At 61.4% G+C, this 24896-nt stretch carries 22 protein-coding genes; 4 read left to right on the top strand and 18 right to left on the bottom strand.

The genetic code is table 11. The annotated features are described in order from the left end of the window. Position 1 precedes the first annotated feature (1 nt). The 12 genes from I2C21_RS13530 to I2C21_RS13480 all read right to left on the bottom strand — a co-directional run bounded on the left by I2C21_RS13530 (position 2) and on the right by I2C21_RS13480 (position 12159). On the bottom strand, positions 2–493 hold the full coding sequence (locus tag I2C21_RS13530) for a LeuD/DmdB family oxidoreductase small subunit (protein ID WP_101691447.1): 492 nt from the start codon (positions 491–493) through the stop codon (positions 2–4). A gap of 1 nt (position 494) precedes the next feature. Beyond that, positions 495–1685, bottom strand: coding sequence for a 3-isopropylmalate dehydratase large subunit (locus tag I2C21_RS13525; protein ID WP_101691448.1), 1191 nt, complete (start codon positions 1683–1685; stop codon positions 495–497). Positions 1686–1763: 78 nt separating this feature from the next. Continuing rightward, positions 1764–4079 (bottom strand): xanthine dehydrogenase family protein molybdopterin-binding subunit, encoded by a 2316-nt coding sequence (locus I2C21_RS13520; RefSeq protein ID WP_101691449.1) that lies wholly within the window; start codon positions 4077–4079, stop codon positions 1764–1766. Continuing rightward, positions 4076–4561 (bottom strand): (2Fe-2S)-binding protein, encoded by a 486-nt coding sequence (locus I2C21_RS13515; protein WP_101691450.1) that lies wholly within the window; start codon positions 4559–4561, stop codon positions 4076–4078. Before I2C21_RS13515 ends, I2C21_RS13520 begins: the two co-directional genes overlap by 4 nt. An 18-nt stretch (positions 4562–4579) precedes the next feature. Then, entirely contained in the window at positions 4580–5449 is an 870-nt protein-coding gene (locus I2C21_RS13510; RefSeq protein WP_195279494.1) for an FAD binding domain-containing protein, read from the bottom strand. 33 nt (positions 5450–5482) lie between these two features. Then, positions 5483–6379, bottom strand: coding sequence for an NAD(P)-dependent oxidoreductase (locus tag I2C21_RS13505; RefSeq protein ID WP_195279493.1), 897 nt, complete (start codon positions 6377–6379; stop codon positions 5483–5485). Between the two features lie 216 nt (positions 6380–6595). Continuing rightward, entirely contained in the window at positions 6596–7213 is a 618-nt protein-coding gene (locus I2C21_RS13500) for an amino acid synthesis family protein (protein WP_101691453.1), read from the bottom strand. Between the two features lie 25 nt (positions 7214–7238). Further along, positions 7239–8093: a hypothetical protein gene (locus I2C21_RS13495; RefSeq protein WP_195279492.1), complete on the bottom strand. Its 855-nt coding sequence runs from the start codon at positions 8091–8093 to the stop codon at positions 7239–7241. 4 nt (positions 8094–8097) lie between these two features. Beyond that, positions 8098–9054: a hypothetical protein gene (locus I2C21_RS17835; protein WP_353654816.1), complete on the bottom strand. Its 957-nt coding sequence runs from the start codon at positions 9052–9054 to the stop codon at positions 8098–8100. Continuing rightward, positions 8999–9607, bottom strand: coding sequence for a ferredoxin family protein (locus I2C21_RS17830; protein WP_353654815.1), 609 nt, complete (start codon positions 9605–9607; stop codon positions 8999–9001). The genes I2C21_RS17835 and I2C21_RS17830 overlap by 56 nt, the downstream gene beginning before the upstream one ends. 75 nt (positions 9608–9682) lie before the next feature. Continuing rightward, a complete protein-coding gene (locus I2C21_RS13485) occupies positions 9683–10843 on the bottom strand; it encodes an amidohydrolase family protein (RefSeq protein ID WP_101691455.1) in 1161 nt (386 codons plus the stop codon). Between the two features lie 206 nt (positions 10844–11049). Beyond that, a complete protein-coding gene (locus I2C21_RS13480) occupies positions 11050–12159 on the bottom strand; it encodes a PTS sugar transporter subunit IIC (RefSeq protein ID WP_193538308.1) in 1110 nt (369 codons plus the stop codon). A gap of 442 nt (positions 12160–12601) precedes the next feature. On the opposite strand from I2C21_RS13480, the gene I2C21_RS13475 reads away from it, so the two are divergent. Continuing rightward, complete coding sequence (locus I2C21_RS13475) at positions 12602–13498, top strand: LysR family transcriptional regulator (RefSeq protein ID WP_195279491.1); 897 nt, start codon at positions 12602–12604, stop codon at positions 13496–13498. Between the two features lie 294 nt (positions 13499–13792). Next, positions 13793–15130: an NADP-specific glutamate dehydrogenase gene (gdhA, locus tag I2C21_RS13470; protein WP_193538306.1), complete on the top strand. Its 1338-nt coding sequence runs from the start codon at positions 13793–13795 to the stop codon at positions 15128–15130. A gap of 514 nt (positions 15131–15644) precedes the next feature. Here the strand turns inward: gdhA and I2C21_RS17925 are convergent. The 6 genes from I2C21_RS17925 to I2C21_RS13445 form a co-directional block, all read right to left on the bottom strand. Further along, positions 15645–15776: a hypothetical protein gene (locus I2C21_RS17925; protein ID WP_502709459.1), complete on the bottom strand. Its 132-nt coding sequence runs from the start codon at positions 15774–15776 to the stop codon at positions 15645–15647. A 27-nt stretch (positions 15777–15803) separates the two neighbouring features. After that, positions 15804–16493, bottom strand: coding sequence for a carboxypeptidase-like regulatory domain-containing protein (locus I2C21_RS13465; RefSeq protein ID WP_195279490.1), 690 nt, complete (start codon positions 16491–16493; stop codon positions 15804–15806). Between the two features lie 185 nt (positions 16494–16678). After that, the gene (locus I2C21_RS13460) at positions 16679–18376 is read right to left on the bottom strand and encodes a [FeFe] hydrogenase, group A (protein ID WP_195279489.1); all 1698 of its coding nucleotides are present in this window, start codon (positions 18374–18376) and stop codon (positions 16679–16681) included. Between the two features lie 11 nt (positions 18377–18387). Then, positions 18388–20280 (bottom strand): NADH-quinone oxidoreductase subunit NuoF, encoded by a 1893-nt coding sequence (locus I2C21_RS13455; protein ID WP_195279488.1) that lies wholly within the window; start codon positions 20278–20280, stop codon positions 18388–18390. Further along, the gene (locus I2C21_RS13450) at positions 20264–20758 is read right to left on the bottom strand and encodes an NADH-quinone oxidoreductase subunit NuoE family protein (RefSeq protein WP_195279500.1); all 495 of its coding nucleotides are present in this window, start codon (positions 20756–20758) and stop codon (positions 20264–20266) included. Before I2C21_RS13450 ends, I2C21_RS13455 begins: the two co-directional genes overlap by 17 nt. Positions 20759–21080: 322 nt before the next feature. Beyond that, the gene (locus I2C21_RS13445) at positions 21081–22241 is read right to left on the bottom strand and encodes a MalY/PatB family protein (RefSeq protein WP_195279487.1); all 1161 of its coding nucleotides are present in this window, start codon (positions 22239–22241) and stop codon (positions 21081–21083) included. Between the two features lie 325 nt (positions 22242–22566). Between I2C21_RS13445 and I2C21_RS13440 the strand changes: the two genes are divergently transcribed. After that, entirely contained in the window at positions 22567–23190 is a 624-nt protein-coding gene (locus tag I2C21_RS13440) for a TetR/AcrR family transcriptional regulator (protein WP_101691463.1), read from the top strand. A gap of 24 nt (positions 23191–23214) precedes the next feature. Beyond that, positions 23215–24894: an RND family efflux transporter gene (locus tag I2C21_RS13435; protein ID WP_195279486.1), complete on the top strand. Its 1680-nt coding sequence runs from the start codon at positions 23215–23217 to the stop codon at positions 24892–24894. Positions 24895–24896: the final 2 nt, after the last annotated feature.

Genomic DNA, 24896 nt, shown 5'->3' with positions numbered 1-24896 from the left:
CTCACTCCATTCCCAGCTCGGCGCGGACCCGGGGGATCAGGCCGCCATAGGCCAGTGTCTTCAATACATTTTCCGCCAGAGGCGGGAAGGTGTACTCCACTCCGTTCACCGTCACTTTGCCCTGCTCCAGGTCTACCTCCGCCAGGTCGCCGGTCTTGACCTGTCCGGCCAGATCGGCCGCCCACACCGGAAGTCCGATGTTGATGGAGTTGCGGCGGAAGATACGGGCAAAGCCCTTGGCCATGATGAGGGACACGCCCCGCTGCTTGAGGGCGATGGGGGCCTGCTCCCGGGAGGAGCCGCAGCCGAAGTTGCGCCCGGCCACCAGGATGCTGCCCGGCTCATAGACGGCGTTGAAATCCAGTCCGGCCAGTCCCGCCATGGCAAAGCCGCCCAGCTTGTCATAGGGCTCGGCCATCGCATAGCCGGGGAGGATCTGGTCGGTGTCCACATCGTCCCCCAGGACGATGATCTTTCCCTTGATGATTTCCATGTCAGTCCTCCTTCTCCGGCACGGTGATGACCCCCGCCAGAGCGGTGGCCGCGGCGGTGGCCGGCGAGGCCAGATAGATGTTGGCCTTCATGCTGCCCATGCGCCCGGGGAAATTGCGGTTGGTGGTGGAGACCACCACGTCCCGCTCGCTGGTCAGGCCCTCATGGGCGCCGAAGCAGGGGCCGCATCCGGGGTTGAGGACGGTGGCGCCCGCGTCCCGGATGATCTTACACCAGCCCCGCTCCTCCATCTGGTCCAGCACCTCCCGGGAGGCGGGGACGATGAGGGTATTCACATCGGGGTGGACATGCTTTCCACGGAAAGCCTTGGCCACCTGCTCCATGTCGTTGAGGCGTCCGTTGGTGCAGGAACCCACCACCACCTGGGTGACCTTGGTGCCCGCCACTTCCTTCACCGGCACCACATTGGCCGGAGAGAAGGGCCGGGCGATCTGGGGCTCCATGGCGGAGAGATCCAGCTCGCGGGTCTCCACGGTGTCCGGCTCTTTTTCCTCGGTGCCGAAGAGGGTGATCATGGCGCCCAGCTCAATGCCCATGTTGCACACGGTCATCCGCTCCTCCACCGGGAAGTCGGCGATGCCGGGGCCGGTGAAGAGGAGGGCCCGGTCCACCAGGTAATCGGTGCCGAAGAGGCTGCCCAGATAGAGGATCAGGTCCTTGCCGAACACATTGGCGGGCCGTTTTCCGCTCAGATGGATCTGGACCACCTCGGGGACTTCCAGGTCCAGCTTTCCGGTGGCCATGGCGGCGGCCAGCTCGGTGGAGCCCACGCCCACGCCGATGGCGCCGTAACCGCCGCAGGTCCCGGTGTGGGAGTCGGCGATGACCACCAGTTCTCCGGGCTTGGCCCGGTGCTTCTCATACATGAGCTGATGGATCACGCCCTCGCCCCGCTGGTAGAGGTGGACCCCAAACTCCCGGGCAAAATCGTCCATGGCCCACACGCTGTTGCGGGCCTTCTCGCTGGCGGCGGGATAGATGTGATCCACAATCAAGATCACCCTGTCGGGATCAAAGACCTTCTTCACGCCGATCTGGCGAAACATATTGATGGCAATGGGGGCGGTCACATCATGGGCCGCCACATAGCTGACCCGGCAGGACAGATCCTGTCCCGGTCTGGCCTCGGCCACACCGGCGGCCTGGGCCAGGTACCGCTCGATACAGTTCATAGCCGTTCACTCCAATTCGTTCCGGTTTGTATCACAGGGAAACAGGCGGAGAGACCCACGGGTCTCTCCGCCTATGGGTCATTTCTTGTTCAGCTCCCGCATGATGTCCAGGTGCTGGATGGGAAGCTTGCCGAAGCGGATGTTCAGCGCATTTTCCACCGCGTCGGCGGTCGCCGGGATGGTGGGGATCAGGGCGGGCTCGCCCACGCCCTTGGCGCCGAAGGGTCCGGCCTCTCCGTTGCCGCTCTCCACCACGATGGGGTAGATGGTGGGGGCGTCCATGGAGGTGGCCAGCAGATACTTGGAGAACACCGGGTTGGTGATGCGTCCGTCCTTGGTCTCGATCTTCTCCAGCAGGGCAAAGCCGGTACCCATGACCACGCCGCCCTCGATCTGTCCTTCCACCGCCTGGTGGTTGACCGCAGTGCCCACATCGTGGGCCGAGATCACGTTGAGCACATCCACCAGACCGGTCTCGGTGTCCACCTCCAGGTCCACCAGAGTGGCGGCGTAGGAGTACACCTCGAAGGGAATGCCGAACATATCCGCGGGGTTGAGTCCGGTGGTCTTGGGGTTATAGGAGCCGCAGCCCAGCGCCAGCTTGCCCAGGCGCTTCATCTCACCCATCAGCTCCGGATAGGTCATCTTGACCGTGGGGTCGGCAGCGGAGAAGATCTCCCGATGCCGGAACACAAGCCCCTCCACCGGGACCTTCAGATAAGCCGATGCCACTTCGGCCAGGGTCGCCTTGGCCATGCGGGCCGCCAGCATAGTGGCGCTGCCCGAAATAAAGGTCTGGCGGCTGGCGGAGGTGGCGCCGCCCTCGGGGGTGACCTGGGTATTGGCGGCGGTGACCCGGATGTCCTCATATTCGAGGCCCAGCTCCTCCGCAGCGATCTGGGCCATGGCGGAGGTGGAGCCCTGGCCGATGTCGGCGCAGCCAACCATCAGGTTGACGCTGGCATCGGGGAGCACTTCCACGAAAGCGCCCGCCGGGTTGGGAAGGCCAGTGTTGCCGATGCCGTAGTACATGGCGCCATATCCTCTGCCGCGGCGCTTATGGGGTGCGGTGGGCACACAGGGAGGCAGGACTTCCGCCGCCTTTTTCTTCACCGCTTCCAGGCACTGCACAAATCCCACGCCGTCGTCCAGCACCTGACCGGTGGCCGTCATGGAGCCCGGACGGTGGGCATTGAGGATGCGGATGTCGATGGGGTCCATGTTGAGCGCCTTGGCCAGTGCATTCATCTGACCCTCATGGGCCACGGCCACCTGAGGCACGCCGAAGCCGCGGAAGGCGCCCGCCATGGGATTGTTGGTATAGTAGAAGGTGGCGTCCACCCGGACGTTGGGGATCTCATAGGGGCCGGCCGCATGGACGGCGGCGCGGGTGATGACCGCGGGGCCATAGGAGGCATAGGCGCCGGTATCGCCCAGCAGCGTGGCCTCCACGGCCAGGATCTTGCCGTCCTTGGTGGCGCCGGTCTTATAGTGCATCTTCATGGGGTGGCGCTTGGAGGAGACCATGGTGGACTCCTTCCGGCTGCGCACCATCTTGACCGGGCGGTTGGTATAGTAGGAGAGCAGGGCCGCATGGCACTGGACCGAGATATCCAGCTTGCCGCCGAAGCCGCCGCCGGTGGTCACCTGCACCGAGCTGACCCGGTTGTTGGGGAAGTTCAGCATGGCCGCCACCTCACCCCGGTCATAGTGGGGGTTCTGCGTGGAGGCGTACACCGTCATGATGCCGTTTTCATAGCTGGCCAGGCCGCCGTCCGGCTCAATGAACATGTGGGAGAGCATGGGGGTCTCATAGTCGTTCTCGATGATGATGTCGCACTTGGCAAAGGCCTCATCCACATTTCCGTGCTCCAGGTGCTTGCTCTGGTGGACATTGGTGTCCCCGTGGATCTTGGGGGCATCTGCCTGGGCGGCCCGCTCCACCGAGAGGACCGGCTCGATCTCCTCATACTCCACCCGGATGGCCGCCAGCGCGTCCTCCAGCAGGTCGGGCGTCTCGGCTGCCACCACGGCAATGGCGTCGCCGTAGCGGCGGATCTTGTCGTCCACCAGGATGGGCTCATCCTTGAGGATGATGCCGATGCGGTTCTTGCCCGGAATGTCCTTGGAGGTCAGCACACAGGCTACCCCCGGAATGGCGAGGGCCGCGGAGGGATCAAAGGACTTGATGTATCCGGCCGTGATCGTGCTGCGGAACACCCCGCCGTAGAGCATGTTGGGCATCTCCAGATCGGCGGCAAAGCGGGCGGTCCCCCGGACCTTCTCCATGGTGTCCTTCTTGACCACGCTCTTGCCCAGAACCGCGTGGCTGGCCTGGACCGCGCTGGTCACCTCCAGCTTTTCCTGCTCTAAAACCTTGGTCTCCGGCTTCATACGGCAGCCCCTCCCTTCGCGTCCCGGGCCATCTCCACGGCCTGGATGATCTTGCTGTAACCGGTGCAGCGGCAGAGATTGCCGGACATGGCCCGGCGGATCTCCTCATGGGTGGCCTTGGGATTGCGGTCCAGAAGGGCCTTGGCCGAGAGGATCATGCCCGGCGTGCAGTAGCCGCACTGTACCGCGCCCGCCTCCACAAAGGCCTGCTGGATCTCGTCCAGCTCGCCGTTTTCCTTGCCCACGCCCTCCAGTGTGATGACGCTTCCGCCCTCCACCTGGCCGGCCAGCATCAGGCAGGAGGTGACCGCCTCGCCGTTGTAGATAACGGTGCAGGCGCCGCACTCGCCCTCGCCGCAGCCTTCCTTGACGCTGAGCATGCCCATGTCCTCCCGCAGGAAGTCCACCAGGCGCTTATTGGGATCGGCCTGAACCGAGACGTCCCGGCCGTTGAGGTTGAATCGAATCGTGATCTGTTCCATCTCTGCTTCCTCCTCGCCTCACATCAGGCCAAACTGGGTGAGGATCTGATCAAAGCACCGGCGGGCGGCGCCCCGGACGCCCTCCCGCTTGTAGACGACCGAGGGCCGGTTGGCGATGGCCGCCTGTACCGCGTCGGTAAAGAGCGGCAGGGTTCCCTCCAGAGCCTCCTTCGTCAGGGGAAGTCCCTTCAGGGCCTCCTCCAGCGCGGGCACCCGCATGGGGTGCTTGCTCACGGCGCCCAGGATCACCCGGGCGTCCTCCACCCGGTTGTCCGCGGTGCGCTTGATGTACACGCTCACCGCCAGCACCACAATGGCCAGGGACTTGCGCTTGCCGATCTTGAAGTACCCCACCGCCTCATCCTTGCCGGGGGCGGGGAAGCGCACCTCGGTGAGCAGCTCGTCGGGCCGGATCTGGCAGTTGCCCGGGCCCTGGTTGAACTCCTCAATGGTCATGATCCGCTCACCGCGGGTGCTCTTGAGCACCACTTCAGCCCCGTAGGTGAGGAAGACCGTGGGCGAGTCGCCGGCGACGGAGGCGTTGACCACGTTGCCGCCGATGGTGCCCAGGTTCCGAATCTGGGGGGAGCCCACATGGATGACCGTCTCATAGAGGGCGGGCAGATGCTCCTGAACATAGGGATGGCGCTCCAGGGAAGTGAAGGTATCCAGCGCGCCCAGCTTGACCAGGCCGTCCTCTTCCTTCACATAGCGCAGCTCGGAAATCTTGCCGATATCAATGACATGCTCGGGGCGCTTGACCCCTTCGTTGAGCTCGATGACCACGTCGGTGCCGCCGGCCACCACGGCGCAGCTGGCCTGATGCTGTTCCAGCAGGGAGAGGGCCTCCTCCACAGAGCGGGGGGCATGATAAGTAAATGGCTTCATCACCACATAACTCCTTTCTGTGCGCAGGCCGCCTTATTTTCCGGTCCCGCAGATCTTGGCGCCGGTCAGGTCCTCCCAGACCTTGACCACGGAGGACATATCCTCCCGGCCCTGGCCCTTGGCCCGGGCCGCCTCATAGACCTGCACCGCAGCGGCGGTCATGGGCAGAGGCACCTTCTCATCCCGGGAGGCCTCCAGGGCAAGGCCCAAGTCTTTGTACTGGAGATCCACGGCAAAGCCGCCGGTGAACTGGTCGGCCATGATGAACTTCTCCAGCTTGGCGTCCAGAGCATAGCTCCGGCCCGAGCTGACCGAGATGACCTCCTTCATGGTCTCCACCGACAATCCGCACTTGACGCCCAGGGTCAGGGCCTCGGCCAGAGCCGCCATATTGCAGCCCAGCAGGAGGTTGTTGACCATCTTGATGGCGTCGCCGCCGCCCACCTCACCGATGTGGTAGATGTTCTTGCCCAGCACATCGAACACGGGCTTGACCTTCTGGAAGGCATCGTCGTCAGCGCCCACCATGATGGTGAGGGTGCCGGCGGTGGCGCCGGACACGCCGCCGCTGACCGGGGCGTCGATGTAGGAGATCCCCTTCTGGGCCGCCTTCTGGGCCATGGCCTTGGTGCTGTTGGGGGCCACGGAGCTCATGTCGATGATGACGGTGCCCTTCTTGCAGTTGTCAAAGACGCTTCCCTTGCCGGTCATCACGCCCTCTACGATCTTGGCATTGGGGAGGGAGCAGATGATGGCGTCCACCCGGGCGGCCAGTTCTCCGGCGGTGGCGGCGCCTATGGCGCCCTTGCCCTCCATCTCTTTTACCGCAGCCTCCACCACATCGAAGGCGTGCACTTCATAGCCGGCGGCGATCAGATTGCAGGCCATAGGCTTACCCATGGCGCCCAGACCGATAAATCCAATTTTCATCTTTAACCACTCCACTTCTCAAATTTCCATCCTTCGGGCCGTTGCGGACCACGACTGCGCGTTCTCTCTGCTTTGTCTCAGTCGGGATCCGCAACGACCCGCGCATATCCTTACGTTACATCGGTGTGTCATGCGGTGATTTTGAAAAAGCCCCCTCCGAGCGCCGGATCGGACGGACGGAGGGGGCACCTCAGTCATGCATTGGCTTGGTACGGATCAGCGCAGGCCATCCTCGCACTTGGCTTCGGACTTCTGGAGGCCGCCGATCCGGCCAGCGCCGTTGACGGTGGCATGGGGACGGCCGCCGTCGGAGAGGACCACGGCCATGATGATCTCATCGGCCTTGGGGGCGTCGGGCACACGGACCTCGAAGGAGCCGTAGTGGGTGCGCACGAAGGCGGCATCCTTGTAATGCAGGGAGATGTCCAGGGAGGCGCCCACGCCGGCCACCTTCTCGTTGGAGGGGATGATGGACTTGCCGCCGCCGATGGCGTCACGGATGGGCTTGCCGGCCTTGGGATGCAGCATGGCGGAGGAGTGCTCCAGCTCGCCGTCCACGCCGACCAGGCAGCCCTTGCCGTAGGTCTCCACGTTCTCGGCGCCCAGCAGCTCCGCACCCTTGCGGGCCAGCAGGTCGCCCAGATACTCGCCGTACTCGGTCAGCTCGCTCAGATCCTCCTGCCACTTGCCGGCATAGGGATTCTTGATGACCGCCGCCACGGAGACCGTCTTGATGGACTTCTTCTCGCCGTTCTCTACGGGCATGTCCGCGCCGCCCTCGTAAAAGACTTCTTCCAGGTTGGTGACGATCTTGCGAATCTTAGGCTCTTTCATGGAAAAACACTCCTTTTATTCAAAACTAGGTTATATTCTCTTCCAAAATTCCATTTGGGTCATAGGTGACGGTCACGCCCTGCACCGTGGCGATGCAGGCCAGAAGGTTTCCTCTGCGGTACTGCTCCTCCGCCTCCCGCAGCACCTGTTCCAGCGCCCGTTCCTTCTCCTCCCGGCTCAGGGGCTCCACGGATACCACCACAGGGAGGTCGGCAATGTCGCTGTCCGGGTCCAGCTCACCCGCCAGGCGGGTATGGACGGCCGGGGAGTCGATGCAGGAGCGGTCCGCCAGCAGGGTGGCCAGGGCGTCGGCCTGTGCGCAGCGGCGGGAGAAAACCGTCACTCCACTGGCGATTCCAGTGGTCAGGCTCCGTCCGCCCAGCCCGCTGGTGGCGACTCCGCCCACGCCCTTTTCGGCGGTCAGGTGGACCACCCGGTCCACTCCGCCCCGCTCCAGATCATAGAGTACGCCAAGCCCCAGACTCTGGCCGGGCGCCAGGCGGAGGGCGATGTCTCCGCCGTTGTTGGCGGTGACTTTCTCGGCCCCCTGTGCAAAGAGGAAATCGGCTACCGCGTCGGCCACCGTTCCGGCCACCGCCGCCATGGGGGTGAGCCAGGGGTCTCCGGTCCGGAGTACCGCACGGGCCATGGTCTCACCCGCTCCGGTGAGCTGTTCCAGCTCCACCTGGGGGGGATACCGGCGGAGCATCTCCAGGGATGGACGCAGATCCTCCAGACAGGCGGCAATGACCGGGAATGCCGCGCGGCACAGCTGCGTATCCCCTTCCCCGTTCCGGCTGGCGGTGATCACCATGGAGACGGGTCCAAAATCCACGAACACCTGTCCCGGTTTCAGGTTCTGCATCACATCCGCTGTCATAGGCTTACCCCTGCTCCACTTCCTTGCGGAGTTCCTCCGCGGGGCGGATGCAGTCCATGTGGCCGCCGATGGCCTCATAGTCGGCTCTGGTCATGGTGTATTCCACCGGAGCCACCGTGGCGGGGGTGGGCACCCAGGTAAAGCCGTGGTCCACCACCTTGCCGGCATCCACGATAAAGTTGATGCCGCCGCCGGGGAGCACGTAGGCGGGGGCGCCGCCCACGGTCAGCACTGCCTTGCCCTCATGGACCGCCTTGGTGATGGCCACCGGCTTGGAGCACACGCCGCCTCGGGCGCTGCCGCCGGTTCCGCCTACGTACATGACAGAGGCCAGAGAGGACTCACAGTTGTTGGTAATGTCGTCGGCCAGGGCCGCGGCCTTTTCGGTCAGGGGGATCTCCTTCACATCGCCGTCAGCCTGGACCTCAAAGAGAGCGCGGATCTCGCCGGTGGTGTTGGTCACCAGGATCTGCATTCCGGCCTTGGCCCGGGTCATGTCCACGCTCTTGATGGCATCCCGGGGGGTGGCAATGGTGGTGCCGCCAATCCCGGTGCCATGCTCTCCGAAGTAACGGCCCCGGGAGGACTTAGTGGCGTTGGGCACCACGCCGCTCCACTCCATGCCCACCTCAGCGCCGGCCAGATGCTCGGTGAAGAGGCCCACCACATGGTGGTCGATGACGATGACCTCGTCCACCGCTTCCTTCATCTTCTTGGCAAAGAGTCCCACGGTGGCGCTGCCGCAGCCGATGCGCATCTTGGACTCCTCCACGCCGTTGATGACGGGGGCCTTCCCGGCCTGGACGCGGATCTTGATCTTCTTGTTGACCGAGAGCTCCACCTCTTCGCCGTTGGCCAGCTCCACGATGGTGCGGGCCACGGTAAAGCCGTCGGGGCCGGTCAGCTTATTGGCGCCGCCCACAGCGATCATCTTGGAGCCGTACTCCTCCGTGTTGACCATGCCAACCAGCTTGCCGTCCCGGTAGACGGGATCGCCCTCTTCTCCGATGTAGGTATTGGTATCCAGCTTGACCGTGACGCCCGAATAGCTCAGAGGCGCCGGTGACCACCGTGACGACCTCCACCCCGTCCCGGACCTCCGAGACGATGTGGGGAGCGGGACGGATACAGGGATAGTTGGTTCCCGCGCCAACAGCGGTAATGACGGGCCCGTTCAGGCGGGAATCCGGATAATGTACGGCGTCGTTCTGGAGCACCAGCTTCCGGTTGCGCACCAGCTTGCCGTTCTCATTGGTATAGCGCTTACAGGCACCGGTATGTCCCACGGGCACATGGCACTGCACCGGGCAGGAGGAGCATACCACGCTCCCATCCGTGGACTTCTCCGGACGGGAAATGGCGCCGAACTTACAAACGCGGGTACAGATGCCGCACTCGGCACACTTCTCTTCATCGACCACCGCTTTGCGCTCCACAATGTGGACCGCATCCAGCGGACAGTTCTTTTCACACAGGGTACAGCCCTTACAGGCCTCCTGATTCACCACGACCATGGCGGTCTCGCCTCCTTCTATACCTGGGTCCGCTCCGGCGTCTCCAATCCCCGGCGCGGACCGGGTCTTCTGTTTTTATACCACCTTGGCCGCGCGCTTGCAGGGCGGGGTGTTGCGGCTCTTGGTCACCTTGACCTCGCCGTCGATGAGCACGATGCTGATGCCGGGGATGTCGCCGCACTCAAAGGCCTCGGCGGCGGTGTTGGCCACGGAGCCCATGGGGGCATCCATGCACACCAGATCGGCCTCGCGGCCCACGGCGATGACGCCGGTGTTCAGGCCGTACACCTTGGCGCTGTTGCCGGTGGCCATGCAGACCGCCTGGGCGCCGGGGATGCCGGAAACGGAGGACACCTGGCAGATGTTGCGCAGGATGCCCAGGGGGATGATGCCAGTGCCGGAGGGGGCGTCGTTGCCGAAGATGATCCGGCCCAGCTGTCCCTTCTCCTGCGCGCGGCGGGCCACATAGTCGGTGACCTTGGGGTTGCCGCACTGGACGATCTCCATGGCGAACTCGGTCTCGTCCATCAGCTTATCCACCTCGTGCAGGGGAACTGCGGTGGGGCCGCCGTTGATGTGGGAAATGACATCGGGCTTGGTGGCCATGACCTGCTCAGCGGTGACGGTGGAGCTGCCGGGGATGGAGGTGCCGCCGGTGTGCATCTGCACCTTGAAGCCGTGCTTGTGGGCCCACTCCACCATGGGGGCGGCATCGGCGGGATCCTTCACGCTGCCCAGGCCGATCTCGCCCACGGTCCAGACGCCCTGCTCCTTCAGGTCGATGAAGTCCTGCTCGGTCATGCCCTTCTCCAGGATGACGCTGCCGCCATGGACCTTGACGCCGGCGGGGCGGAGGGCTGCGAAGGACTTGTGGGCCAGGATGGCCAGAGCCTTGGTGCCGGCGGGGTCCTTGGGACGGCCGGGCATATGGCACTCACCAGCGGAGATGATGGTGGTCACGCCGCCGTGGAGCTCGCCCTCGATGAAGTTGCTGGCAAACTGACGGTGGGCATAATCCCCGATGGTGGTATGTACATGGGTGTCGAAGAAACCGGGGGCCACGGTGGCGCCTGCGGCGTCGATGACCTTGTCCGCCTCCACACCGTCGGCCACGCTGCTGTTGCCGACGGCTGCGATCTTCTTATCCGTGATGACAATGGTATCTCCGTCCAGGACGGGATGCTCGATGTCTCCGCTGAGGATCATACCGATATTTTTGATGATCGTGGAACCCATAATGACAATCTCCTTTCAACCTTTGGGCGGTTTCTGCCGTCCACTGCTTGTCTGTTGCAACGTGATACCAGTGCCGCCCAACTGGATGGGTGGGTACCGGCAAATCATTTCGCCGGAAGGAACCGGGGCATCCATTTTTCAACGGAAGCCCCGGCGCCAGCGTTTGAAACTAAGTCCGGGTCCTGTCCTTGTACCCTTCGTCTCTCTTATACCAGTTTGTAGTCGCCAAACTCGATCCAGCCCTTCTTGCGCATGAACTCCGAGATGACCCAGGAGAGAATGGCGGGCAGGACGAAGCAGATCAGGATCATGCCGATCCAATCCATCGCGCCGGGAGTGAGGGCGACCTCGCCCATCTTCACGGCAGCCTCAGAGGGATTCAGCCAGCCGGTCACCACACCGATGGGGCCCACGATACCGGAGGTGCCCATACCGGAGGAGATGGGCGCGCCGTTCATACGCAGGCTGAACAGGCAGGTGGCAATGGGGCCGGTGATGGCGGCGGTCAGCGTGGGGGGGATCCAGAGGATGGGCTTCTTCAGCAGGTTGGGTACCAGCAGCATCGAGGTGCCCAGGCCGATGGAGGCCAGACCGTTGAGCTTGTTCTCACGGTAGGAGCAGACTGCAAAGCCAACCATCTGAGCACAGCAGCCGGCAACCGCCGCGCCTCCGGCCAGGCCTACCAGACCCAGGCCGGCGCAGATGGCCGCAGAGCTGATGGGAAGGGTCAGAATGATACCCACAATGACCGACACCAGGATACCCATCAGGAAGGGCTGCTGGTTGGTGGCCCACATGATGATGGTGCCCAGCCACACGGCAAAGGAGCCGATGGGCGGTGCGATCAAATTGGCAACCAGAACACCCACACAGATGGTGACGGTGGGGGTGATGATCAGGTCGATCGGTGTGCGCTTGGAGACCAGCTTACCGGCCAGGATGGCCACCAGGCTGACGAAATACACCGCCAGCGGCCCACCGGCCGCGCCCAGCTTATTGGCCACCAGGCCAACGGTCGCCAGGGAATAGAGAACATAGGGATCGGCCTTCATGGCGTAAGCGATGGCCATTGCCATGGCCGCACCCTGGATCTCCTTGGTGTAGGCCGATACCTCCGCCAGGAAGGTTCCGACCGCTCCAGGGGTGAACTGACCGATCGTACCCAGGATGGTACCGATCAGCAGCGAGGCGAACAGACCGTGCGCCATGCCGCCCAGGCCCTGGATGAAGATGCGGTTGAACGAGAACTCGATGTTCTGTTCCTTCATGTACTTGCGGAATCCTGTCAGTTCTTGCTTGTTTGCTTGCTCAGACATAGACGTTCCTCCCTCTCTGAAACTTACACTCAACTGTGCTTTTTTTGGGGGTGGGGAATGCGATGCCGGCTTCTGGCGCCTTCCAATTGCCAGCGTTTATACCACGTTCCACACGGGGAACGCAATATACTCAACAGACGTAAGGGCCCCTGCGGACCCCTGCTTTCCTTTTCCATATCAAATGCTTTTGCGCTCTCTTGAACCAACGAAAATTATATATTATAATTTATATGACACAAAGCCGTTGATATGTCTACATTTTTTCTTTTCTGTTCTTTTTACTTTTACATATTGACTAATTTTATTCTTTCTTTTATGCTGAAATTATATCATTTCACCTCTCTCTTTTCAAATACTTTTACAATCTGCAACTTTGTTCATATATATTTTAAATATATAATTCGCTCCTAAAGCGTCAAAAAGAACGGAGGTATTTTGTGCAATGACTCTAAAACAGCTGGAATACTTTCTGGAGATCACTCGAATGGGCAGCGTGACCAAAGCAGCACAGAATCTAAATATCTCTCAGCCTCCCCTAAGTCTCCAGTTAAAATCCCTGGAGGAGGAGCTGGGTACCCCGCTCTTTATCCGCAATAAGCGCCATCTGGAAATCACGTCGGAAGGACGCCTGCTGCGGGAGCGGGCGGAGGCCATCCTCGCCCTTCTGGAGGAGACGGCCCACGATATTCAGGTCGCCGCGCAAAACAAAGAGTCCGTGATCCGGATCGGGTCCATCGGCTCGGTCAACAATCGTCTGCTTCCTCAGATCATAGCGCGCTTCTGCCGCGAATATCCTTATGTACACTTCCAGGTGCGTGAAGGCCGCACCGACACGGTGCTCCGGGATCTGGAGGGCGGAAATGTAGACTTTGGCTTTGTCCGCGAGCCCTTCAATGTGGCGGGCTTTCGTTCCCTCCCCATTCAGGACCCGGTTCTGAGCCCGGGGGAAAACGACTACTTTGTGGCCATCGCCCTGCCTCAATTCTTTGATTTCTACTACGAGGGGGGGCATCTGGCCTCCACTCCTCTGGAGGCCCTCCAGGGAAAGCCCCTGGTGATCCATCAACGCTACCGGGAAATGCTGCTCAGCGCCTGCCGCAAGCGGGGCTTCAGTCCCCACATCATCTGTGAAAACGGCGAGATCCAGTCCTCCCTCAGCTGGGCCAGCGCCGGGATCGGCATCGCCATCGCCCCCTACACCTCCGCCGCGATCAACAGTGACCCCAATCTGGTCATTCGCCGGCTGGAATCCTTCTCCCTCTGTCCCCGTGTCTGTCTGATCTGGGACCCGCTGGTCAATCTCTCTCCCGAGGCGATGGCCTTTATGGCCATGATCTGACAACTCATCCGTCATCCGATGTCATTTTTGCAAGTATTAATTCATACTCATGCAAATTTTATCTCTTTTTTTGAAAAATCTATTGACAGCACCCCTACTTCTGGTTTTATAATAGGCCATGCTTTCAGTTGGAGTATAAGTCAGTTTTGGATGCGAGGCCCGTTCCGCGCTCCATTCCGCCGATTGCAACGTATCTCTCAATACCTTGCAGTTTGATTCCGAGTGAATGCAGCCGAGCCGCCGCAATACCCCTAATCGCGGGGACTGCGCAACCAAAACAGGAGGTCTTTTGTTATGGAGTATGTTGATCAGGTACTAGCCGCCGTCAAAGAAAAGAACGCCTATGAGCCGGAGTTCCTTCAGACCGCTACCGAGGTCCTGGGTTCTCTGCGCCGTGTGGTGGAGCAGCACCCCGAATACCGCGACGCCAAGCTGCTGGAGCGCCTGGTGGAGCCTGAGCGCATCATCACCTTCCGGGTACCCTGGGTCGATGACAAGGGCGAATATCAGATCAACCGCGGCTTCCGGGTGCAGTTCAACAGCGCCATCGGCCCCTACAAGGGCGGCCTGCGCTTCCATCCCAGCGTCAACCAGAGCATCATGAAGTTCCTGGGCTTTGAGCAGATCTTCAAGAACTCCCTCACCGGCCTGCCCATCGGCGGCGGCAAGGGCGGCAGTGACTTTGACCCCAAGGGCAAGAGCGATAACGAGGTCATGCGTTTCTGCCAGAGCTTTATGACCGAGCTCTACCGTCACATCGGCCCCGACTGCGATGTGCCCGCCGGCGACATCGGCGTGGGCGGCCGTGAGATCGGCTATCTCTACGGCCAGTACAAGCGTATCACCGGTCAGTACTGCGGTGTGCTCACCGGCAAGGGCCTGACCTACGGCGGTTCTCTGGCCCGGACCGAGGCCACCGGCTTCGGCGTCATCTATCTGGCTAACCAGGTCCTCACCCATCGCGGCAAGAGCCTGGAGGGCAAGAAGGTCATCGTCTCCGGTTCCGGCAACGTGGCCATCTATGCCGCCAAGAAGGCTCAGGAGCTGGGCGCCACGGTCATCGCCATGTGCGACTCTAACGGCTACATCTATGATAAGGACGGCGTGGACATCGCCGTGATTCAGGACCTCAAGGAGGTCCGCCGTGCCCGGATCAAGGAGTATGTCTCCGCTCGCCCCAGCGCCGAGTATCACGAGGGCTTCCGCGGCATCTGGAACATCCCCTGCGACATCGCCTTCCCCTGCGCCACCCAGAACGAGATCGATCTGGACGCCGCCAAGGCGCTCATTCAGAACGGCTGCTGGATGGTCTGTGAGGGCTCCAACATGCCCTCCACGCTGGAGGCCATGGAGGCCTTTGAGCAGGCCGGCATCCTCTTTGTCCCCAGCAAGGCCGCCAACGCCGGCGGCGTGGCCGTCTCCGCGCTCGAGATGAGCCAGAACAGCCTGCGGCTCTCCTGGACCTTCGAGGAAGTGGACCAGCGCCTCCAGGGCATCATGGCCAACATCTATCAGAACATGTCCTCCGCCGCTGCCGAGTATGGCAAGAGCGCCGACGACTTTGTCTCCGGCGCCAACGTGGCCGCCTTCCTCAAGGTGTCCAACGCCATGATGGCCCAGGGTCTGGTATAACTCTTCGCCGCAATCAGTCTGTAGACATACCGTTTCGAAAGAAGTGCCATATTTTTAAGGTACTTCTCCATACCCTTCCACATATTGAGACGCCGGGGTCCAAAACGGACCCCGGCGTCTTGTGCTGTACGCCTCTATCCCATTCCCCACTCCAGGCCGGGACAGCGTTCCATATTCCATTCATAAGAAGCGGCATCCTCCGAGGCACGCAGAACCAGTCCCTGCCCCGGGGCAAGCCGCAGAAAAAGCCAAGCCCCATGACCTCTCTCCCACAGGCGAAGCACATAGGCGCCTGCCCGCAGATGGTCAAATACCGCCATCCCGCTGCTCCGGGGTTCGTGGCTGGAGTACGTGCAGCTCCCACAGCGCTGGAGGGTGATCTGAAGGGCTCCGGCCGCTCCCAGCGGCGCACTCACCCGCAGCCAGCTTTGCTTCGGCGTAGGCCGAAGGCATCCGTCCTCCGACCGCTCCTCTTCCCCACACAGACAAAAAGAATGCCCTGTCCAGCTCCAGGTTACTGGCTCTTTTTCGCTTTTACCATATACTGCCCGCTTCCAACGCCACCAAAGAGATACTTCCCCTCTGTATTCGTCTTGGTCGTGGCAACGAGCCGCTCTTCCCCGGCACTTACCGCAAACAGGCCCACAAAGCACCCGGCCACCGCGTTTCCGCTCTAATCCCGGATCACCCCGCTTACCGTGCCGTTATAGGTGCGGGTATCCACCACCATGGTCATGATGATGTTGGCAATAGACCCTCCGGTAATGGTCGCGATCATCGGGGCAGAGGGAAGATAGCCGTCGGCCGTGGCCAGCAGCGTATACACGCCGTCCGCCACGTCATAGAAGGCAAACTCCCCGTCTTTTGCCGTGTAGGTGGAGGCAATCGCCGTATCGCCGCTGTTTTTCAGCGTGACCTTTGCCCCGCTCAGCGGGACGGCCATACTCTCCTCCATCACCTGGACCACGCCCGCAATGGCGCCCAGCGCCAGCGTGGCATCCAGCGCACAGACCAGTGCGACCTCCGTGGTGTCTCCCACGGCAAGCGTTACCCCGGCTGCGGGACTGAGGCGGTAGCCCTGCTTGACCGCCGCGACCGTGTAGGTCCCCGCGGGGATCCCGTCCATCGTGTACTCACCGTTGTCATCGGTCATGGTGTGCTTGAAGGGAACCCCTTTATCATCAAAGATCTTTACCGTAGCACCGGGGATGGGCACCGTCCCGTCGGTTACCTGACCGTAGAGGGTAGCAAAGGAACCGGCCGCGGGGGACAGACTCAGATTGATGTCCGCCTCCTGCATTCCCTCCACGGCAAAGGGCTGACTATATTGCAATCCCAGCAGATCCTGCTTGATTTCGGGCATAAACGTGACCTCCTGAACAAAATCAGGCATCTGTATGCCCCTCCCTTTCCCGGCGTTCCTGTCCGCCCCAGAGAGAAAAAACATGGTGCGCCAAACGGCGCACCATGTCAAAAAACGAATTCGCGGAGCGTTTTCTGCCGCATACAGACTTATCCACAAAATGGTGGAATACGGTTCACCCAGCCTCAGTTCTGTCCCCGGTGGACGTGGAGCATCTGGTGGACCCGATTTTTGAGGATATCGTCGTAGAGGGAGCGGATCAGGGGATTTTCCTCACTGCGCTTCATCACCGAGGCCTTGTCCGCCTTGTAGAGTCCCTGGGAGCGCAGGTCCACCTGGCCCCGGTGTCCAAAGGGCTGACCGGCACCGGCCACACAGCCGCCGGGGCAGGCCATGACCTCCACAAAGTCAAAATGCTCCTCCCCTGCCTCGATCCGCTCGATGAGCTGGTCGGCATTGCCCAGTCCGCTGACCACGGCAATGCGCAGCGTCCGCTCGCCATAGGGGACCTCACAGGTCTTGACGCCCTGCATGCCGCGCACACCTGCGTACTCAAATTCCCGCAGGGCACGGGGGCTCTTGTCCTCGGAGAGACGGCGCAGCGCCGCCTCGGTCACGCCGCCGGTGGCGCCGAAGATGACGCCGGCTCCGGATGAGAGGAAGAAGGGCATGTCGGGAGCCTCGATGTCCAGCTCGTCAAATTCGATGCCCGCCTCTTCGATCATCTGCACCAGCTCGGTGGTGGTGAGGACATAGTCCACGTCGGGGCGTCCATCCCGGATGTATTCCTCCCGGGCCGCCTCCGCCTTTTTGGCGGTACAGGGCATGATGGCCACCGAGACCGTCTTTTTCCCGTCCCGCTCATCCTCCAGGCGGTAGTGCTCCCGGAGGACCGCACCGAACATCTCCATGGGAGACTTACAGGTGGAGAGATGGGGAACCAGCTCCGGATGGGCCGTCTCGGCATACCGAACCCAGGCCGGGCAGCAGGAGGTAAAGAGCGGATACTCCTTTTCCCCCTCCTCCAGGCGCTTTTTGAGTTCACCGGCCTCTTCCATAATGGTCAGATCGGCGCCTACGGCGGTATCAAAGACCTGATCGAAGCCCATGCGGTGGAGGGCCGCGATGATCCGGCCCATCACATCTACTCCGGCGCCCAGCCGGAACTCCTCGCCCAGCGCCACACGGACGGCGGGGGCGATCTGGACTACGGTGCGCACACCGGGATCGTGGATGGCGCTCCACACCCCGTCCGCGCTGCTCTTGACGGTGATCGCGCCGGTGGGGCAGACCGCGGCGCACTGCCCGCAGTCCACGCAGTTGGTCTCGGCCAGCGGGCGCTCAAAGGCGGTGGAGACCGTCATCCGGGCACCCCGGTGGGCAAAATCAATGGCGCCCACATGCTGGGTCTCGTTGCACATGCGGACACAGTCGCCGCACAGGATACACTTGGAGGGGTCCCGCACAATGGCCCGGGAGGAGTTGTCCAGGGGCTTCTGCTCCTCCAGGGGGCGGAACCGGATGTCCCGCAGACCAAAGCGGCGGGCCAGCTTCTGAAGGCTGCACTTGCCGCTCTTTTCACACAGGGTGCAGTCCCGGCAGTGGGCGGAGAGCAGCAGCTCCAGGATCATGCGGCGGTGCTTGTAGAGCTTAGGGGTATGGGTGCGGATGCTCATACCCTGCTTGGGCGGGGTGGAGCAGGCAGCCACCATGCCGCCCCGCTCGTCCTCCACCATGCACATCCGGCACGCGCCGTAGATGGAGAGGTCGGAATAATAGCAGAAGGTGGGCAGCTCGATTCCCGCCTTGCGCACCAGAGTGAGAATATTGGGTTCCTGGTCAAATTCCACCCGGATCCCGTCAATAAACATATACTTAGACATCTGCATCCTCCTCAACCCCGGGATATGGCATGGAAGCTGCAGTTTTCCATGCACGCGCCGCACTTGATACACTTGCTCTGGTCGATGACATGGGGCTTCTTCACCGTACCGGAGATGGCGCCCACCGGGCAGTTGCGGCTGCACTTGGTACAGCCCTTACACAGCTCCGGGTCGATCGTGTAGGAGAGCAGCGCCTTGCACTGACCGGCCGGGCAGGTATGATCCACCACATGGGCCAGGTACTCATCCCGGAAGTATTTGAGCGTGCTCACCACCGGGCCGGCCGCCGTCTTGCCCAGACCGCACAGGGCGGTGGCAGAGATGGTATCCGCCAGCTGTTCCAGCAGATGGATGTGCTCCTCCGTGCCTCTTCCCTCCACAATGTCGTTGAGCAGCTCCAGCATCCGCTTGGTACCCTCACGGCAGGGGACGCACTTACCGCAGGATTCGTTCTGGGTAAAGTTCATAAAGAAGCGGGCCACTTCCACCATGCAGCTCTTGTCGTTCATGACCACCAGGCCGCCGGAGCCGATCATGGCGCCCACCTTTTTCAGGGAGTCAAAGTCCAGAGGCATATCCAGGTGCTCTTCCGCGCTGTTGAAGCACAGGCAGCCGCCGGAGGGGCCGCCGATCTGCACCGCCTTGAAATTGCCGTCCTTTACACCGCCGCCGATATCAAAGATGATCTGGCGCAGGGTGGTGCCCATGGGGACCTCGATGAGTCCGGTGTTGCACACATTTCCGGTCAGGGCAAAGGCCTTGGTACCGTGGTTTTTCTCCGGTCCGATGGTCTGATACCAGGCCGCACCCCGGTTGAGGATGGGAGGAACGTTGCAGAAGGTCTCTACATTGTTGAGGACAGTGGGCTTTTCAAAGAGTCCCTTCTCCACCGTGCGGGGAGGCTTGACTCGGGGCATGCCGCGCTTGCCCTCAATGGACGCGGTCAGGGCACTGCCCTCGCCGCAGACAAAGGCGCCCGCGCCCTGGCTGATCTTCAGGTCAAAGGAGAAATCCGAGCCCAGGATGTGCTCACCCAGCAGGCCCAGCTCCTCCGCCTGGGCAATGGCCTTCTGAAGACGGGCCACCGCCAGAGGATATTCTGCCCGGACATAGATATAGCCGTGGTGTGCTCCGGTGGCAATACCGGCCACGATCATGCCCTCAATGACCCGGTGGGGATCGCCCTCCATCATGGAGCGGTCCATGAAGGCGCCCGGGTCGCCCTCGTCGCCGTTGCAGACCACATACTTGATGTCGGACTTCTGCTCCAGCACCTGCCGCCACTTCTTTCCGGTGGGGAAGCCGCCGCCGCCCCGGCCCCGCAGGCTGGACGCACTGATCTCCTCCACGATCTGCTCGGGCGTCATCTCAAAGAGGGCCTTCTCCAGCGCGCAGTAGCCCCCTACGGCGATGTACTCCTGGATGGACTCGGCATTGATGTGTCCGCAGTGCTCCAGCGCCACGCGGGTCTGCTGGCGGTAGAAGGGAATGTCATCCTGCCGCGCAAAGGCGTTGCCCTCAGCGTCATGGTAGATCAGCCGGTCGATGACCTCGTCCCGGAGGATGCTCTTCTCCAGGATCTCCTCACAGTCTTCCACCTTGACCTTGATGTACAAAAGACCCATGGGCTCGATGCGCAGCAGCGGGCCGCACTCACAAAAGCCGTGACAGCCGCTCTTCTTCATACCCACGGGATGCTCATGGGGACCATGGTCCAGCGTGACGGTGCAGGGGATCTCCCGCTCCTCCATGAGGGTCTTCAGGCGTTCAAACACCTGGAGGGAGCCGCCGGCCACACATCCGGTACCCGCGCAGATGAGCACCTGCTTGCGCTGGCTGCGCAGAAGGCCGGCGCAGCGCTCCCGCAGGGCAATGAGCTGTTTGCGGTTACTGATCCGTTCCATTCTGCTCCTCCTCTCTCAGCTGGGCAATGAGGGCCCGGGCCTTGTCCGGCGTCATGGCCGGATGGACCTGATCGTTGACCGTACAGGCCGGTGCCAGTCCGCAGGCCCCCAGGCAGGACACGGTCTCCACCGTGAAGAGCATGTCCGGGGTAGTGCGCCGCTCGGCGCTCAGCCCCAGCTCCTCCCGGAAGGCCTCCAGCACCGGGACCGAGTGGCGCACATGGCAGGCCGTGCCGTCACACACCTTGATGACATACTTTCCCTTGGGCTCCAGGGAAAAATTCTCATAGAAGGTCGCTACGCCATATACCCGGGCCTCGCTGAGCTTCAGGCCCCGGGCCACATAGGTGAGGGCCTCCTCGGGTAGATAGTGGTACTCCTGCTGGACCTGCTGGAGCACTCCGATCACCTGATCCTTCCGATATCCATGCGCCTGCAGGATGCGGTCCAGAATCTGCTTATCTTCGGGCTTAATGATCTCCACCTGCTTTCTTCCGTTATCGTCTATCGCTTGTCTTCCTCTCGAATCCAAACGCTAAAGTTCACAAACTTCTCAACTTAAAAGATTGTAGATTATTTTACCAAGAAAGTCAATCGCAGACCGGCCCTATTTGAAAAATTCCACATAATTATGCGTTTTGAACAATTTAATTTCCAAAACGGCGAGTTTAATATTTGTTCTTTGCGCGCATGATAGTCCATCTCTCGCGGACATTTGCTGTTTTTGGTCCTTGCAGCCACAAAAAAACAGTCCGGGCGGCACAGCCAGAACTGTACCGCCCGGGTCTCAAAGCAATGATTCAACAGCCGCCTGTCCGCAGCCGATGCAGACACTCCTCCACGGTAGAGCGGGGACAGGCCAGATTGACACGCACAAAGTCTGCGCCTTCCGGTCCGAAGCTGCTCCCGTCGTTAAACGCCACTTTACACTTCTCTACCAAAAAGCGCTGCCGCTCCTCCGGCGAAAGGCCCAGGCCGGAGCAGTCCACCCAGGCCAGATAGGTCCCCTCCGGAGGCAGCACCCGCAGCTTCGGCAAACTACGGCCTACCTCGGCACAAAAATAATCCACATTTCCTTTCAGATAGACCAACAGCTCATCCAGCCATGCCTCCGAGTCCCGATAGGCTCCCACGACCGCTGCCTCCGCAAAGGCATTGGGCGAGAGGGCGTGATGGCGCTCCGCCACCGAGCGGTATCTCCGCCGCAGTTCCTCATTGGGGATGATGATATTGGAGGTCTGGATCCCCGCCAGATTAAAGGTCTTGCTGGGTGCTGTGCAGAGGATGGTCCTCTGGGCCATTTCGGGCAGCGCATTCCAGAACACGGTATGGGGCTGGAATACCAGGTCGCTGTGGATCTCATCGGCAATGACCATCAGATCGTGCCGCAGGCAGAACCGGCCCAGCGCTTCCAGTTCCTCCCGTGTCCAGACCCGGCCCACCGGATTGTGAGGAGAGCAGAGCATCAGCGCCCGGGTCCGGGGGGTGATGCGCCGCTCCATCTCCTCAAAGTCAAAGGTGTACCGCCCGTCTGAGCGCTTGAGCGGGCACCGGTTTACCACCCGTCCCCACTCCTCCACCGCCCGGTAGAAGGGGGCATATACCGGCGTGGAGATCATCACCTCGTCCCCCGGCTCCGTCACAGCCTGTACAGCGAAATTCAATGCGGAGACCACACCCGGTGCGAACACGATCCACTCCCGCTTTACCTCACACTGGTGACGGCGGGCCATCCAGCCGATCACGGCCTCATAGTACGCTTCCGTCAGCACACTGTATCCAAAAATCCCCTGTTCCACCCGCTGCCGGATTGCCGCGAGCACCCCCGGGGGTGACGGAAAGTCCATGTCGGCAATCCACATGGGCAGGAGATCCGTTCCTCCAAAATTCTTGTCCGCCCGGTCCCATTTGACACTCCCGCTCCCTCTCCGGTCCACTGTCCGGTCAAAGATCGACTGCATAGTACACACTCCGTTTCTCCTGTGAATGTTGGTAAGGCCATTGTAGCCGCATTTTCCCCGTCCGTCAATCATCCTTCCCCGCCCGATATACCTGCCATTTTTTAATAAAATCTTCATCCTTTTTTAGTCGGGACTTAGCTTTTTCTGCGGTATCATACCACTGTCCCTTTTCTCTTGACTTTTCACCGGGTGAAAGGTGTATTCTTGTTCCGGTGAATGTTAAGATTCTTTAAACTCCGCCGCCCTTTGATTGACAGATGTCATACGGTCCTCTATGATGATATATGACAAGTTGTCATATCATGCAGGAAGGAGTGGTCGATGATTGCCCAGCAGCACCTTTTTCCGCCTGCCGCCGGAAAAGCAGGAGAAACTGCTTTGCGCCGCCCGAAAGGAGTTTGCACGGGTCCCTTTTGCCGATGCCTCCATTAACCGGATCATTCAGGAGGCCGACATCTCCCGCGGAAGCTTTTACATGTATTTTCGCGACAAGGGGGAGTTATTTTTTTATCTTCTGGATCTCTATGCCCATCAACTGGAGGCGCCCGCCCTTTCCGCGCTGCGCAGCCGGGGCGGAAACCCCTTTCCCGCCCTGCTGGATCTTTTTGACCAGCTGCAGGCCTATTACCGCCTGCCGCAGCGGGACCGCGCGTTTGAAGAGGTGGTGCGCATCCTGCAGCTCAACCATCCCATGAATCCCGATCTCATTCTCCGCTCCGATCTTCCGGAGCCGCCGCTGCTCCGTCTTCTGGACCAGATCGATCCGACCTGTTTGGATTTGCGGCATGAAGAAGATCTGCGTGAGAGCTTTCATCTGCTGTGTGCCGTCACCGGTTCAGCCATCCTCTCCGGGATTCAGATGGAGGACCCCGCCCCTGCCCGGGCACGTCTGGTCCGCATTTTTGATATTCTTCAGCGCGGCATGGTCTCCAAACCGGAGCTGCCGTAGCCACTTTAGGAAAAGGAGATACGTATGGAACAAACCCAACTCACCCAGGGCACGGCTGTGGCGGAACCCGCCGCACCCGCCAAAAAGGAACATGCCCCCAAGTTCAAACCGCCCAAGAAAAAGCGCAAATGGGTCAAGCGGCTCATTGTGCTGGTGGTCATCGTGGCCATTGTGGCTTTTCTCTTGAAAAGCTGCATGGGCGGCACACAGATGGCCATGGCCGGCAGCTATCTTCCCGAAACAGTCTCTATGCAGGACCTGACGGTCACCGTGTCGGGTACCGGTACCATCTCCCCCATCCACTCCTATAAAGTAACTACACTGGTCCGGGGCGAGATCCTGGAGGCTCCCTTCGAAGAGGGCGACACCGTCCACAAGGGGGATGTTCTCTTCCGCATCGATGCCAGCGATGTGGAGACCTCCATTGAACAGGCCCGACTGGCCGTTCAGCAGGCCCAGCTTACGTACGACAATCTGAAAAGCAGCGCCAAGGACGCCAAGCTCACCGCAAATGCCAGCGGCATCATCTCCAAGCTCTACGTGGACGAGGGCGACAATGTGACCGCTGGACAGCAGGTGGCCGACATTCTGGACCGCTCCACCATGAAGCTCAAGGTCCCCTTCCACTCCGCGGACGCCGCCGCGCTCTCTCTGGGACAGAGCGCCACGGTGGTCGTGGACGGCACGGCCCAGCCCATCACCGGCACGGTCACCGACATCTCTCCGCTGGAGGAGGTGGGTACCGGCGGCACCCTGACCCGCACGGTCACCATCTCGGTGACCAACCCCGGCATCATCACCGATTCCTCCACGGGAACCGCCACCGTGGGCACCCTCTCCTGTGCCGCCTCCGGTCCCTTTGAGTATGCCGCCAAAAAGACCGTGGTCGCCAAGACCAGCGGTGAACTGGCCTCTCTCCCCGTCAAAGAGGGGGACTCGGTCACCGACGGTCAGACCATCGGCTCCTTCGATGCCGACTCCATCACCACCCAGATCGAAAATGCCCGCCTGAATGTGGAGAATGCCAAGCTGACCCTGCAAAGCGCCCAGGACAGCCTGGAGAATTACACCATCACCTCCACCATCGACGGCACGGTCATCGAAAAGAATCTGGATGTAGGGGACAACATCGACGGCACCTCCACCACCTCCGGTGGAAATACGGGAACCACCGGTGTCAGCTATCCGGCCGTCATCTATGACCTGAGCGCCCTCACCTTCGACCTGCCCATCGACGAGCTGGATATCAGCAAGATCCAGGTGGGCCAGGAGGTGGAGATCACCTCCGAGGCTCTGGACGGCAAGACCTTTACCGGACGGGTCGACAAAATCAACATCAACGGCACCACCGCCAACGGAGTCACCACCTATCCGGTCACGGTCCAGGTGGATAATCCGGAGGGGCTCTACCCCGGCATGAATGTCTCGGCCAAGATCATCGTGGAGCGGTCGGGCCAGGCCCTGTGCGTCCCCATCGACACGGTGGACCGCGCAGACGGCGGCTCCGTCAAGCTCCCCGGTCCCGACGCCGTGTATGACGAAAACGGCACCATGATCTCCCCCGGCACCATTGAGACCCGAAAGGTCACCCTGGGCCGGAACAACGACGAGTACATCGAGATCCTGGACGGCCTGCAGGAGGGCGATATTGTCCTGAAAAAGAACGAGTCCTCCAGCGCCATGGCAATGATGATGGGAGGCTAAGC

The organism is Clostridium sp. J1101437_171009_A5, assembly GCF_015547905.1.
Taxonomy (GTDB): Bacteria; Bacillota; Clostridia; order Oscillospirales; family Oscillospiraceae; genus Pseudoflavonifractor_A; species Pseudoflavonifractor_A gallinarum.
This window is presented reverse-complemented; position numbering and strand designations above follow the sequence as displayed.